This is a genomic window from Rothia sp. CCM 9416, from assembly GCF_048513535.1.
GTDB lineage: Bacteria > Actinomycetota > Actinomycetes > Actinomycetales > Micrococcaceae > Rothia.
Genome location: NZ_JBLXXR010000001.1, coordinates 71,044 through 84,633 on the forward strand (window position 1 = coordinate 71,044; position 13,590 = coordinate 84,633).

General features: G+C 53.0%; 13 protein-coding genes and 2 pseudogenes. 7 read left to right on the forward strand and 8 right to left on the reverse strand.

Annotation, left to right across the window (positions count from 1 at the left end):
- The first annotated feature begins 84 nt into the window (after positions 1 to 84).
- Positions 85 to 1,146 carry a tryptophan--tRNA ligase gene (trpS, locus tag ACN080_RS00315; RefSeq protein ID WP_419112750.1) on the forward strand — a complete coding sequence of 354 codons (1,062 nt, stop codon included), beginning with the start codon at positions 85 to 87 and terminating at the stop codon, positions 1,144 to 1,146.
- Positions 1,147 to 1,166: 20 nt separating this feature from the next.
- Complete coding sequence (locus ACN080_RS00320) at positions 1,167 to 1,697, forward strand: 2'-5' RNA ligase family protein (RefSeq protein ID WP_419112751.1); 531 nt, start codon at positions 1,167 to 1,169, stop codon at positions 1,695 to 1,697.
- Positions 1,698 to 1,746: 49 nt separating this feature from the next.
- On the opposite strand, the pseudogene ACN080_RS00325 reads toward ACN080_RS00320, so the two are convergent.
- A pseudogene (locus ACN080_RS00325) lies at positions 1,747 to 1,800 on the reverse strand (hypothetical protein); the annotation flags it as partial.
- A gap of 8 nt (positions 1,801 to 1,808) precedes the next feature.
- Complete coding sequence (locus ACN080_RS00330) at positions 1,809 to 1,988, reverse strand: hypothetical protein (RefSeq protein ID WP_419104380.1); 180 nt, start codon at positions 1,986 to 1,988, stop codon at positions 1,809 to 1,811.
- A gap of 403 nt (positions 1,989 to 2,391) precedes the next feature.
- Between ACN080_RS00330 and ACN080_RS00335 the strand changes: the two genes are divergently transcribed.
- From ACN080_RS00335 to ACN080_RS00355, 5 genes are all read left to right on the forward strand, one after another.
- Entirely contained in the window at positions 2,392 to 3,366 is a 975-nt protein-coding gene (locus ACN080_RS00335) for an ABC transporter ATP-binding protein (RefSeq protein WP_419104381.1), read from the forward strand.
- A gap of 11 nt (positions 3,367 to 3,377) precedes the next feature.
- Positions 3,378 to 4,283: an ABC transporter permease gene (locus ACN080_RS00340; RefSeq protein ID WP_237222377.1), complete on the forward strand. Its 906-nt coding sequence runs from the start codon at positions 3,378 to 3,380 to the stop codon at positions 4,281 to 4,283.
- Positions 4,284 to 4,350: 67 nt separating this feature from the next.
- Positions 4,351 to 4,488 carry a hypothetical protein gene (locus ACN080_RS00345; protein WP_419104382.1) on the forward strand — a complete coding sequence of 46 codons (138 nt, stop codon included), beginning with the start codon at positions 4,351 to 4,353 and terminating at the stop codon, positions 4,486 to 4,488.
- A gap of 469 nt (positions 4,489 to 4,957) precedes the next feature.
- The gene (locus ACN080_RS00350) at positions 4,958 to 6,217 is read left to right on the forward strand and encodes a M16 family metallopeptidase (protein WP_419104383.1); all 1,260 of its coding nucleotides are present in this window, start codon (positions 4,958 to 4,960) and stop codon (positions 6,215 to 6,217) included.
- A gap of 13 nt (positions 6,218 to 6,230) precedes the next feature.
- On the forward strand, positions 6,231 to 7,145 hold the full coding sequence (locus ACN080_RS00355) for a hypothetical protein (protein ID WP_419112752.1): 915 nt from the start codon (positions 6,231 to 6,233) through the stop codon (positions 7,143 to 7,145).
- A gap of 20 nt (positions 7,146 to 7,165) precedes the next feature.
- Here the strand turns inward: ACN080_RS00355 and ACN080_RS00360 are convergent, their stop codons facing one another.
- From ACN080_RS00360 to ACN080_RS00385, 6 genes and pseudogenes are all read right to left on the reverse strand, one after another.
- On the reverse strand, positions 7,166 to 7,828 hold the full coding sequence (locus ACN080_RS00360) for a response regulator transcription factor (protein WP_346875386.1): 663 nt from the start codon (positions 7,826 to 7,828) through the stop codon (positions 7,166 to 7,168).
- Positions 7,829 to 7,868: 40 nt separating this feature from the next.
- Positions 7,869 to 9,107, reverse strand: a complete 1,239-nt coding sequence (locus tag ACN080_RS00365) for a sensor histidine kinase (protein ID WP_419112753.1) — start codon at positions 9,105 to 9,107, stop codon at positions 7,869 to 7,871.
- 50 nt (positions 9,108 to 9,157) lie between these two features.
- A complete protein-coding gene (locus ACN080_RS00370) occupies positions 9,158 to 9,340 on the reverse strand; it encodes a hypothetical protein (RefSeq protein WP_419104387.1) in 183 nt (60 codons plus the stop codon).
- Positions 9,341 to 9,518: 178 nt separating this feature from the next.
- Positions 9,519 to 10,499, reverse strand: a pseudogene (locus ACN080_RS00375) (IS3 family transposase); the annotation flags it as partial.
- A 277-nt stretch (positions 10,500 to 10,776) separates the two neighbouring features.
- Positions 10,777 to 12,105: a hypothetical protein gene (locus ACN080_RS00380; protein WP_419112754.1), complete on the reverse strand. Its 1,329-nt coding sequence runs from the start codon at positions 12,103 to 12,105 to the stop codon at positions 10,777 to 10,779.
- A 101-nt stretch (positions 12,106 to 12,206) separates the two neighbouring features.
- Positions 12,207 to 13,316 (reverse strand): mannose-1-phosphate guanylyltransferase, encoded by a 1,110-nt coding sequence (locus ACN080_RS00385; protein ID WP_419112755.1) that lies wholly within the window; start codon positions 13,314 to 13,316, stop codon positions 12,207 to 12,209.
- Between the last annotated feature and the right edge of the window lie 274 nt (positions 13,317 to 13,590).

Below are 13,590 nucleotides of genomic sequence, written 5' to 3' on the forward strand. Positions count from 1 at the left end.
TTTTTGTGCCCGCTGTGTGTGGGCCGGTGGGTCACTTCAGCAGAGGCCTGCCCCGCAGATGTATTCCTAGCAAAGGACGAACCCGTGACTACTTCACAGACACCCGACCGTGATCCTAAAGCCGCTATCCCAAATGCTTCAAGGGGGGTGCCTCGCGCTTTTTCGGGGGCGCAGCCTTCGGCTGATTCCATGCACCTGGGTAACTATATTGGTGCGGTGAATAACTGGGTGGGTCTGCAGAAGGACCACGAGTGCCTGTACTTTATTCCGGATATGCACTCTATTACTGTTCCGCAGGATCCTGCTGTGCTCTTAGAGCGCACCCGCAAGACGGCAGCCCAGTATATTGCGGCTGGGATTGATCCGGCCAAGACCCCCTTGTTTGTGCAGTCGCATGTTCCTGAGCACGCTCAACTGGCTTGGGTTTTGAACTGTATTACCGGTTACGGTGAGGCGGCTCGTATGACTCAGTTTAAGGATAAGGCCGCTAAACAGGGCACCGATAACGCCTCTGTGGGTCTCTTTACTTACCCGGTTCTGATGGCTGCAGATATTTTGCTGTACCAGTCCGATGTTGTGCCGGTGGGTGAGGACCAGCGCCAGCATCTTGAGCTGACCCGTAACCTGGCTCAGCGGTTTAACTCTCGTTTTGGCGATACCTTTGTGGTGCCTGAGCCTGTGATTCTCAAGGAGACTGCCAAGATTTATGACTTGCAGACTCCAGATTCCAAGATGAGTAAGTCGGCAACCACCGATAAGGGCATTATCTGGTTGCTCGATGACCTCAAGAAGACTGCAAAGAAAATTAAGTCGGCGGTGACCGATGCGGGAAGCGAGATTAGTTATGACCGGGAGAATAAGCCGGGTGTTTCGAATCTGCTTTCTATTTACTCGGCAGTGACAGGTAAGCCGATTGACCAAATCGTAGCTGAGTATGAGGGCAAGATGTACGGCCACCTCAAGGTTGACCTGGCCGAGATTGTGGTTGAGGAGCTATCGCCCATTCGTGAGCGCGCTCTGGAACTCATGGACGACCCGGCGGAGCTAGACCGCCTGCTGGCTATCGGTGCGGGTAAGGCCCGTGAGATTGCCTCTGTGACCGTGAAGAACGTGTATGACGCGGTAGGCTTCCTGCCCGCCCTCTAAGAGTTAGACGACCTAGCCTGGTGGCTTCTTCACCGACCATAGACCCCGACCGCAGGTACCTCAGCATTGTTGCTGAGGTACCTGCGGCGGTGTCTGCGTGCCTGGTCAGCTGGCGGGCGAGCCAGGGCATGGTAGGCCCCGTTGCAGAAAGCTGCCACATTACGATTTTGATTAGCGAGGACGCCGGCGGCGACCCCCGGCGCTCCATTGAGCAGGTGGTGGCCAGCATCGGCCCCGTGCAGGTGGGCCTGGGCCCGGCCGCAACCTTTGAGCCTGTTACCCCCGTAACCTACCTCCCCGTTGTTGCCGGGGCAGATAGGCTCACCCTGATTCATGCAACCTGCCAGAGGGCGGTAGGGGAGTCCGTGTCCCCTTTTCCCTACGAGCCGCACCTCACCCTAGCCAACCATGCACCGGCCCCTGCCCTGGCGGCGTCCTTGCAGGACTTTGCGAGCCTTCCGCCTGAGCTTTCGAATTTCACCATCGACCAGCTGACGGTCTACCGCTATCACTCAGGTAGCTGGCAGCAGCTGGGAACAGTAAATCTATAGCAAAAGGCCCTGCTTCTTCGTGTTGTTGAACTAGCCTCCGACCCCAGTGCTAGCGGGGCGCCTCCAGAGCTTCGTCGTGGTGGTGCAAGTAGAAGAAGCCCTGGGCAAAGGCTACAAAAGTTGCCGACCAATGCCCGGTGGTATGGGCATGACCACAGCATCCTGGCTAATGCTTAGCAGAGATGCAACATCGATAAAATCCTGACCGTCATAGATTGCATCGATTGTGATGGTTTGCCTGTGGGCACGCACATCGCCGCTGAGGCCGGCTGAGGGCGGACATGAAGGCATGCGCCTGTTTGATGCTGGCAAGGTGGACCAGGACGGTTCGTGCATCGGGTACTAGTTCTACCTGTCTGGTGGCAGGGTGTTCAACCAGGTGGGCGCACACGTGCAGTGCAACTTCAAGGTTAGTGCAATCGACCAGCACTGCGAGTGGATCGAAGCATTTGTTCATGGGGGAGGGGCAGGAAAGCAAGTGCATGCGCCTCCTTTACGGTAGCGACTGTAAAAGAAAGCCAACCCGGGCGAGACCACCTCAGATTGTTCAACAATTGTTGCAGGTGTGGTAGCGAACATACAAATGCATGAACTATCGTCTACCCCAGAACTGTACGAAAGTATATGTGGCAAGCTCTAACGCCTCACTAGAGTTTTTAGTGAAGGCGCAAGAGAAAGAAAAGCGAGGTGCGCAATGAACGGTCTCAAACTCCACGGGATTAGCCGCAGCTTCGGTGACCACAAGGTGCTGCAGGATGTAGATTTCGGCGTCCGTCGCGGTGAAATTGTTGGTTTCATCGGTGGCAACGGCGCAGGTAAAACCACCACCATGCGACTCATTTTAGGAATGCTTAACCCCACCGGCGGGCATATCACCTGGGACGGGAAGCCCATCTCAACCGAGAACCGCAGGTCAATCGGTTACATGCCGGAAGAGCGGGGCCTGTACCCCCAGATGAGTGTCAAAGATCAGATTGTTCACTTTGCTCTACTTGAAGGGAAAACCCTGGGGCAGGCGAAGGAAAAAGCTGACGAACTTATCGCTACACTGGGCCTATCGGGTCGAGAGAAAACCCTCATCCAAGATTTGTCGCTGGGTAACCAGCAGCGAGTTCAGCTAGCTGTTTCCCTGGTTGGTAACCCAGAACTACTGGTACTTGATGAACCTTTCTCGGGGCTTGACCCCCTAGCCGTAGATACAATGGCTGGTCTTATCCAACAACAGGCAGCCCAGGGTGTGGGCATCCTGTTTTCATCGCATCAGTTGGAGCTTGTTGAGCGCCTATGCGACCGTGTCTGCGTACTTGATCGAGGCAGAGTGATGGCAGATGGTGCTGTCTCTGAGCTGCAAGGTACTGATCAGACCCGGTGGGAACTAAAGTTTGATCGCCCGGCCGGAGAATTCGTTGCCGAACTATCGTTGGTCGCTTCCTTCCATATCGAATTCAAGATGAGCAACCAATCATCAGTTTTCATCACAGTTGATGGACGGGGTGCAACCGTTCCCCAGAGCGTACTAGAAACTGCCACACGATTTGGAGGGCTGCGCAGTATTGAGCCTGTGCAACAGTCCTTGGGCGCACTCCTATCGCAGGATTATATTTCGTCGGGCCGCAGTATCACCCCTGCCCGTGAGGCAGAGCTTGAATCGGCAGGTCAGACACGATGAAAGCTAAAGGCATGACCCAGCAGACTACCCAGCATGAAGTAGGTGAAAAATCAGTGAGCACTGCTTACCGTGAAATGTTAATCGTCATTCGACGTGAGGTTCTTACCCGCACCAAGAATAAGACCATCCTGCTAGCCACCGGGCTGCTTGCCCTGACTGTGGGTATTGGAGCAGGTGTTGGCGGTTGGTTCTTGCGGGAGAAAATGGGGGATGCTAGCTTCCAGCTGGATACCCGCCTGCTCTTTGCTACAGCGATGGTGAGTGCTTTGCTCAGCTCTCTTGTGTACTCATCCCAGAGCCTGACCTCTGGTGTTGTTGAAGAGAAGTCATCGAGGGTTGTCGAAATCCTCCTCACCAAAATCGGTGTTGTACCTCTGTTGGCAGGAAAGATGATTGGTATCGGCGCGATAACGCTGGTTCAGCTACTTCTTATTGGCGGCACTGGTCTGCTGGGTTTCACCCTCGTGGACGGGTGGTCACTGCTGGAGCTTGAAGTAGGCGCAGCCCTCTTGTGGTTCCTTGTATGGTTTTTGCTGGGCTACATCATCTTCGCAACCATGAACACGATTCTGGCGTCAACGGTCTCCCGACAGGAGGACCTGAGTGCCGCAGTGATGCCGCTGTCGGTTTTGCAGATGGTGCTGCTGGTGGTCACCCTGTACCTGACACCCACCTATCTTGAAGAGGCTTGGCTTAGGGGGCTGTCATTCGTCCCGCTTTTCTCTTCCTACCTGATGCCTATTCGCTTTGGTCTGGACGGCGTGCAGACCTGGGAAATGGTGACCGCTGCCAGTATCGCTGGGGTAACTATTCCGCTGCTGTTCTGGGTGGCAACCCGTGTATACAGCAACAACGCTTTACGAACCGGCTCTAAGGTTTCGCTGCAACAATCATTTGCCTCAGACAATGGGGCTTAACATCGGGCTTTCTGCCTGATTCATCGTCAAGGGCTACTAGCCCATCATCATTGAAAGGAAAAATAACATGACTGCTTACAAGAACGAGACTACCTACCCCACTACCTCAAAGGGTACCTCAGCGGTTGGCCGTTGGACTCGTAGCCTGGCGCTGGCCTTGGTTGGCGGCGGAGTAGGCTATGCGGTAGTAACCCTCTTTTTCTAAAAGGCTGGGAATATCTCACAAAAGTTCTAGCTACCGAACATTTTGAAAAGCTGAGGCAGTGGATCGAAGCCGTCACAAGGGGGGAAAACCTAGCAGTCTCCCACGGAAATGCCGGCTTTATTAACTGGCTTATTTCTGCTGACCAGGTCACCGGAGTCCTACTAACCGGTGAAGATGTTGGTTACGCCCTGCCAGAATATGACATTGGGTGGGTTCTAGGGGAGTTCGCTGAACTATACGCTTTCTACCCCAACCTACGACTGAAACTAACCGATCTTCAGCAAGGATTTCTTACTGGGTATGGGGACTTTTCGGAAAATAATTTAAATTCGGCTATCGCCTTCCGTCTCATTCATCACGCTTATGACTGGCACCATTATGCGGGGGCAAATCTTCAAGCCGCCCAGCTTCTCATCGACTTGGCCACTAACTACCTTGATCGATAGGTACGAAAGGAAGGTAACTTCTTATGAGTTTTAGCCGGACATCCCTGGATAGCCACGGGTGCGAAGAGCTTACAATCGAAGGATTACGCGTTATCGCTATCCACGATCAAAAAGCAGCTAACTTTTCCATCAGTTTGGCGGTACCAGCTGGTATGCGGGATGAGGAACCTGGTCAAGAAGGGTTCTTCCACCTCATTGAACATATGATTTATCAGGATTCTCATGGTTCAACCGCCGTTCAGAGGGCGGCCGCTATTTCAGGTGAGGGAGGTATTCTCGGCGGTAATACGCATATGGACTACACTGAGTTCTACGAGACAGGTAGCCCGTTTTACCTGGAAACCTCGCTACAACGACTCCTGGAACAGGTATTTTTTCCTGCATTCAAGCTCCATCAGCTTGACGACCAGATTCAAGCGGTAGCCACCGAACGTTCTAACCGGTTAGCTAAAGCACCCGGCGGAGTCCTCCCATGGCCGCACCTTACCAGACAGTTCTGGTCCGATTATGCCAACGGGCATGATGGTAGCGGCGACCTGGATCTCCGAGACCGAGCCACCACTACCGTCCTCATCGACATCCATCGGCGTTATTACCAGCTGCATGAATCTGCTCTAGTCATTCTTAGTCCCCTGCCTGCTGAACAAGTATTCAGCTATGTTGAAAGCGCTCTAGGTAACCTAGGGTTGGCTCGCCCAGAAAACAGTGGTTCTTTGGTAAAAATAAGTCAGCGAAAAGGTGCTGGGCAGTCTATTCAACAGAGTGTCACCAACTATTTGGAGCAGCCTGTAGAGTGGGGTTCACGAAGGATTTCAGTGACCCGCACTGTCGATACAGACACAATCAGCTCCCTCTTGCTAGGTACCTTGCTGGTGACAGAAACCCTGTCGGGTGTGCGAGCCTTGGATGCCAGCGCAGGTATCTTTGGGGTTGCTGATATCCCTTACGATGACCTGTTTGTTCTGGTTGATGATACCAACGTCCCGCTTGACCCTGCCGATCGGTTTAGTTCAGTCAAAACAGCCCCGGATAGTGCTATGAAACTTGCTGTCCAGCGGGCAATACTTCGACTAGAAAGCAACACTTCTAACGATCAGAAGGCCTCGCGCGTGATGGCTCGTGATGCTGTTATTCGACGAGACCCCCACTACATCCCTGCCTTGACAGAGCGCCTCCGTGGCATAGAAGAACAGCTGGACGCTGTACGACAGCTAGCCAACAAGGCTGCCGTTACCCTTGAAAACCAGGCCTTCGCGTCCTTAGTAATTGGCACTAACCTCTAAGAGGAACACCACTATGTTTACCCCAAATAATTACACTCTCGTTGCTACTATCGATCACAGGTCAGAGCATACTTTTATAACTATCGGCTGGCCTGCTGCCGTTAGCAAAAACTATGCAGAAACCGTGACAGCAGTGACAGAGCAGACCAACCAAAGTGTTGGTAACCAGCCGCTACTGACTAAACAGGACAACGATCAGCAGGCGGGGTCAGCGTCCTTTGTGCTCAGCCCAGCAAATGCACAGGCTTGGGTGCAGTACTTTATGCAAGCTCTTGATGAAAAGGCTGAGACTGCCAGTGCTCAAGCTACAGTGGCTATTGTTGCTCCTGAAACTGTGGTCCAGAGCTTTCCCGAGCCTGCTGCACCCTCTGCATTTCAGGCAGTGGAAGTGACCGCTAACCTCCAGCGCTACCAGCAGGGCTCAACAGAGCGCATCATTATCACAGGCCCGGAGCCAGCAACCAAGGCGGGGAGCCTTGAGACCTTTGTGGCCATGTGTTTGCTTATGAACCCAGCGAATCCTCTCGTAGCATCATGGCTACCTGCTGGGATTAACCTTCAGCCGATGCGCGCATTGATTGAAGGCAAACCACACATCATCTGGAGTTTCAGCGGAGACAACGGTGAAAGCAAAGAGACATTAGAAATTCTAGGGAGCGTGGCGCAAGCTATCGTCAATATTCCTGAAACTTATAGCGAGACGGAATTTGAGCAGGTCAAAAAATTTGCGTTCAGTAATCTTAGCCGCTCGCATCTGGCACCCGATGATTTAGCGAGATTCTTAGCGCAGTACAGCGTGATGGGTTGGGGTGTTGACGCTTTGCTAGATATACACCGCATCGACAGCCTTAGCTTGGAAGATCTTGCCCCAGCCTTTGCTGGGCTCGTCTACCCTATCGGGGCTGTGCTAGGAATCGATTTCGGCTAAAAATAGCAAAGCTATGGGGTTTACCAGGTTTTTAGGTTGATTAGATTGTATTCAATAGCTTTAACTAGAATCTGAACCCTATCGCGCACCTGCATTTTTTCCATAATTTTCACAAAACGCGCTTTAATTGTGGATTCAGTAACGAAAAGTTCTGCGGCCATCTCTTTATTATTTAGACCGCGCGCGAGAAGCTCAATGACTTCTATTTCTTTCGCGGTAAGAACTGACATGAGTTCTTCGTCGGGAGAAATTTCGGCAGGAACTGACTGCTCAAGCCCTTGCACCACATAGCGGGTAACCTCGGGGGACAGTACTGATCCTCCGTCATGGACGGTGTGGATTGCGCTGGTGACCTCTTCGGGGCGGGAGTCCTTTACCAAGTACCCCGAGGCACCTGCCCGCAAGAGTTCAACAACATAGCGATCAGTCGCAAAGGTGCTCAGCCCCAATATTCTTATGTCGGGGAAAGAATGATGAATATACTGGGTTGCCTCGACACCGTCCATCAGAGGCATCTGCATATCCATCAAAATTACATCTGGCTGTAGGGCCCTTGCCTGTGAAATTGCCAGCTTGCCATTTGAAGCTTCCCCCACCACTTCCAGGCTTTCATCGGAGGAAAGATAATCCTTCAAAATATTACGAATAAGGGATTCATCATCTACGAGGAGGACTTTAACCATGAATGGTTCCTTCACTGTCTGTACGAGCTAGAGCGGCAGCTTAAAAAGCTTTGGTCACTGTTTCAGGCAGGGGAAGGCTCACCTGAATCTTCCACACACCGTGGTCATTTTGATAAGACGATGTTCCACCCAAATCATGAAACCTAGCCTTCATTGATTCTAACCCGGTCAAAGATGAAGAAACGGGTTTGTTATGAGAGATGACGTTCTCTGAGGATAGCGTGACGTTACGCTGATCCACTGTGAGGTCTATTTTTACAGGTCCCTCAGGGGAGCCATGCTTGAGAATGTTGGTCCCTATCTCGCGAGCTGTACGTCTTAGCGCCTGGCGAGATGCCAAAGGAATAAGGCTTACATCCCCATCAACGGTCAGCGTAACCGTAAAGCCTGCATTTTCTAGGGCATCAGATATTTTATGTAAATCGTGAGTCAGGGCTAGAGACGATGTGGTTTCCCCTGAAAGAGAGATGTCGCCCAGCAGCAAATTCTCTTCCGACTGGGGAGCGCTGGGTAGCTCGCCGTTCAGTGAGTCATTTTTCTCGGCTTTAAGGACAGTCACCAGCTTGCGAAGATCCTCGAGCGCCTGGCTCGCAGAGTCCCCAATCCCAGTCAGAATAGCGGCTGTGCTCTTTGGATCCTCTGTAAACTGTGCACGCCGAGCCTGCATAGCGATGATGGTGACTTCATGGGCAACGATATCGTGTAACTCGTAGGCAAGGCGGGTGCGTTCCTCATTCCGTGCCTGGAGCTGGGCTTCCTGAATAGAGATAATCTTTTGCTGGTCTTTTTCCCGCTGAAGCCGGAACCTTCTGAGTACTAGCCCTGTGATGTATGAAAAAACTGCTAATGACGTTGTTATGAACTGAGTAACCGATGTAATTGAAACCCAACCCGGATACACAACAAAAACACACAGGACAATACCGAATGCCACGACCTGACGTTTTGTAGCCAGGTAAGCGCAATACACAGGCACCAGAATTGACGCCGATGAGAACCCAGCCCAGACGAAACTGGAATCGTTATAAAGCACCGTGATGTTGGCAAGAGAAAAATACCAGCCATAAATTCCGGGCATGAGCCCGAATCCCATCATAAAAACGGGCAGATAGGCAATTGCAACAGCCCATACACGATTCTGGGTATGTGTATTTTCGTAGACCCCCGAAGATAAATCGACCGCAATAAAAATAAATACCAGGCAGATAAGCAGCCCCCTCAGGTAGGGGCCAAGGGGAAACCACTTCTTGCTGGAAGCACTATGGGGGCTTGTCGTCATAGGTTTATGCTACCAACCCTCGGGCAGTGCTACCTCGGAACGTATGAGTGTTAGTCACATATTCCTGACTTGCAAAGCCAACGAAAGAAAGTAGGAGACATGCTAGATGCTGAGGCGGGGGAAGCTTTAATATCAATATCCTGCGGCAAAGAAGCAGCCCGCGCAGGTGAAAAACTGAGGGTGAGAGCAACGGCGATGAAGATAATTGCCAGTGCTTTGCTGATGTTCTTCACGGCTCGGAGTCCTTAGCGTTGTGAGTTGAGTTAGACTGTTGTCCTGCTATCTATTGTGGAGTATTAGGCTCACGTAAGGGTATATACAAAAGTTCAGAAGTGGATTACCTATTGTTGTACTTAAGTTCAAGGTCTAGAGATTTTGTCTTCTGAACTAGCCTCCGAAAATTGGGCTGAGTTAAATTCTAGACAACCAGGACCCCAAAGGCTTACTCCGATACCTCACCGGAGTCCAGGCCCTTCAGCCGCTCCTGAAAACGATTATTGTTACACCCAAAAAACATACTCATCAACACTCGCAAAACGCCCCCCGTAATACATCTCAGCCTTCAAATGCCCAAAAAGTTCTCCATCACAGCATTGTCATAGCAATTACCCTTGCGTGACATGGACTGAACACCACCGACCGACTTAATCAGTTTCCGCCAGCTAGAATGCTGATACTGGAAACCCGATCAGTACGAACCACCAACCCCATACCAGGTTCATGCCACATCAAAGCCTCCTTCAACGAAGCAGATGTAAACTTTGTCGACGGCGAAGTCGATAACTCGTGCGCCAGAATACTACAATCATACAAATCCATAAGGGGTGCCAATAAACCTTGGTACCGCAGACTTAAAAACTCAGTGGCATCACTGACCCACACAGCATTAGGCTCCTTGGGAGTGAAGTTACGGTTCAAAAGATTTTCAGCGATACAACTAACCTGCCCCTGATAAGAGCTGTACTTTTTACCTGCCCTGACCTTATACTTCAGCCCTATCTGGTCCATGAGATTGTAGACGAGCTTGTGATTGACTTTCCACCCTAGGTGGCATAGTTCGGCAAGGACACGGCGGTAACTATACCGCCGTTTCGTTTTCTTAAAGATAGCTATAATGGCTTTCTTCAGCTGAGTATGTACATCAGGATGATTTAGCCGTAACTGGTGGTAGAAGTATGTTGATCAGGCCAAACCTGCTGCTTGAAGTAAATTACTCAGGTGGTGTTCTGACTTGAGGACGGCGATGATTTTGGCCTTTAGCCTCGCTGTTGGTTCCTCAAGTCCCGCAATTTTTTTTAGGCAGGTGTTTTCTGCTTCTAGTTGCTCAATCCTACGGCGTAGCTTCTCTTCCTCTGTGAGCGTCTTCGGTTTGTTTACTCCCTTGGGGCGTCCTTACGCGATTTTGCGACCCTGCCACCCGCGCTTGCCCGTTTCACCGTGAACCGGCTGACGGTTTACCGATTCAGTGCAGGCAGCTGGCAACAGCTGGGAACAGTGCGCCTTTAAACAATAGAAGCTTATTCATAAAGATCGGTGGAGCAGGCTCACAGCGAAGCTGCTGGCTCGGGGCTGGCGTGAATCGCTTGTGAGCGTCAGCGAACCAGCGAGAGGGTCGGCAGCGAGCGTGAGCCTGCGGAACCGCTTATGAATAAGCTTTATCGATAAAACGCTAGTGGTCAGAGTCCACTTCGGTGGTGGTGACCAGCTCTGCGGCGCGGGAGATACCGTTGATTTCGTTAGGTACCTCGGGCAGATCGATGCTGGCGAAGACCTCTGCGGTACCGTCCGCAATCTTCGCTAGAGATACAACGTGTAGCTTCTTGGTGGCGGGGTCGGTGACGTAGGCGGTTTCGCCGTCAACCCAGATGGCGGGGCGGGGATCCTGCCAGATTTCTGACTCGGTCCAGGAGTCCATGATGTCGACGGAACCCAGCTCGGTGCCGTCCTCAGCCCAGAAGCGGAGCTTGCCGTCGGTCGTCAGTAACAGGTGGGAGCCTTCGGGGCCGCGGGCCAGCGAACGGAAGGTGTAGGAGACGCCTTCGGGCAGGGCGATTTTAGTGCGTTCCTTGGTGATGGTGTTGATCAGGGCGAACTGTTCGGGGCGTTCGAGCTCGGCGGCCTGGTCGGTTTTGTAGTCGGCGAGGACGATGGGGGAGTCGGGGTCGCCTGCCTGGTTGCCTGAGCGCGAGTAGGGGTCTTGGGGGTTGGTGACTTTGGTGAAGGTGCCCTTGGTGTAGATGAGTGCGCCGTCTTGGCAGCCGAGGGTGTAGGTGTCGTTGGCGGCCTGGGCTTCGCCGTGGATGCCGGGGCAGTCCTTGTTTTCTGAGAGTACGTTTCCTTGGGCATCGATAACTGCGGCACCTGTGCGGCTTTCTTCTGTTCCTCGGGAGACTAGGTAGCGGTCGTCGTCTAGGGGAATGGCGAAGCCGTGGTGGGCTGCGGGCAGGGTGACGGTTTGTAGTTCGAGTGAGCTGGCTGTGTTTTGGGATTCGTCGGTGAGCTGGGCGGGGTTGTAGACCTGGAAGGTGCCGGTGCCGTCTGCGAACATGGCGGCTTTGCCGTGGCTGCTGATGACGTGCCCGGTTTTGTCGGCGGGGAAGGTCAGCTGGGTGAGGGAGGGGGTGGTGGTGTAGTAGTGGTTGTGGTCGCCGTGTTCTTGGGTCCAGGCTCCTAGGTCGAGCATGGTGTAGTTGGAGCCGTCCGCGACGACTAGGTGGCGGTTGTCGCCTGCGGGTTGAAGGCGCAGGAATCCTTCTTTGTCTATGGTAGTGAGAACTTCAAAGGTTTTGCCGTCCAGGATCATGATGCCGCCGTCGTAGGTCAGGGCCAGGCGGGAGCTGGGGGAGGAGGCTTCGGAGATGGTGGTGTTTTGGGTGCTTGTGCTACCGGTCTCTGTGGTGGCTGAGGGTGCGGGGGTGGGGGTTGCACCACATCCGCTAATGATGAGGGCGGTTAGGCAGGTCATGGTGGGGATGAAGACTCGTCGTGGTGTAAGCATGCCCCCATGCTAACTTAAATGAGAATCGTTTGCATATGCTGAGTGAAAGTAAGGCCCGCACCCTTAGAGTGCGGGCCATGAGCTATGTAAGAAGTTAGCGCCTAGAGCAGATTGTTCAGCCCCTGCTCCTTGAGTGTAGCTACGGTGTTCTTCACGCTCTGGGCATCGTCGCGGACGGTTACCAGTAGAGCGTCTGCGGTATCGACAATGACGATATCTTCAATGCCAATGACGGAAATCTTACGGTTGGTGTTGTTGACGATAATTCCGGTGCTGTCCTCGCTAATGACGTTGTCCTTGTTGCCGAGAACAAAGAGGTCATCACCGCTCTTTTCAATGTTGAGGCGGGCAACGGCGTCAAAGTCACCGACGTCGTCCCAGCTGAAGCGGCCCGGTACCATAGCGACATCGCCGGCGGCAGCGGCCGGCTCGGCTACAGCGTAGTCGATGGCGGTCTTGGGTAGGTTCTCCCAGAGGCGGTTCATGCAGATGTCGCGCTCTGAGGTGTCCCAGGCGCGGGCGATTTCCATGATGCCTGCGTAGAGCTCGGGTTCCTTAGCTTCAAGGTGCTTGAGCATGAGAGCCGCAGGTGCCACGAACATACCTGCGTTCCAGGTGTAGTCGCCGGAAGTTACATAGGAGCTTGCGGTCGCCTCATCAGGCTTCTCAACAAACTGCTCAACTGCTAGGGCGCTGGGGGCATGGTCCAGACCCAGGTTTTGAGTGGCCTTGATGTAACCGAAAGCCGTGGAAGGTTCCGTTGGCTCAATGCCGATGGTGACGATCTTGCCCGAGGCTGCGGCGTGTACGGCTTCGCGCACGACATCCTGGAAGTCTTCTACGGGGTCGATAATATGGTCGGCAGCGAAGGATCCGATGATGGCCTCAGGGTCGCGTTCGTGCAGGATAGCGCAGGCAAGACCGATTGCAGCCGCTGAGTCACGCGGTGATGGTTCAAGAACCAAATCGGATCCGCGGAGCTCGCTGAGCTGCTGGGTGACGGCCTTGGCGTGGGCCTGCCCGGTAACGACCATAATGCCCTTGGGGGCTAGGTCAACCAGTCGATCGTAGGTGGAGCGGAGCAGGGATGAGCCTGTTCCTGTCAGGTCAAGAAGGAATTTAGGTTCTACAGCGCGAGAAAGAGGCCATAGGCGGGACCCTACGCCGCCGGCCGGAATGAGGGGGTAGAACCGTTCAAGTGGAGTTCTCATTATCCCTATAGTGTACCGATATTTTAAAGTCATCGTGTTGAAATTTTTGGGGTTCTTTCTACGACGGCAGTCACTTTCTGAGGGATTCCGACCTTATAATTCCGCGAAATACTGGGATTATAGGGGTTAAGGGCATTAAAATGTTCGCTATTTTTTGGGATTCTCTTGCCCGATACTGGTGACACCCTGTAAGTAAGTTGCCTCAAAACCTGCTAATCTTGCTGTTGAGTAGAACACACACTAGGTTGGTGTGCGGGCGCCATGTGGTACAAAA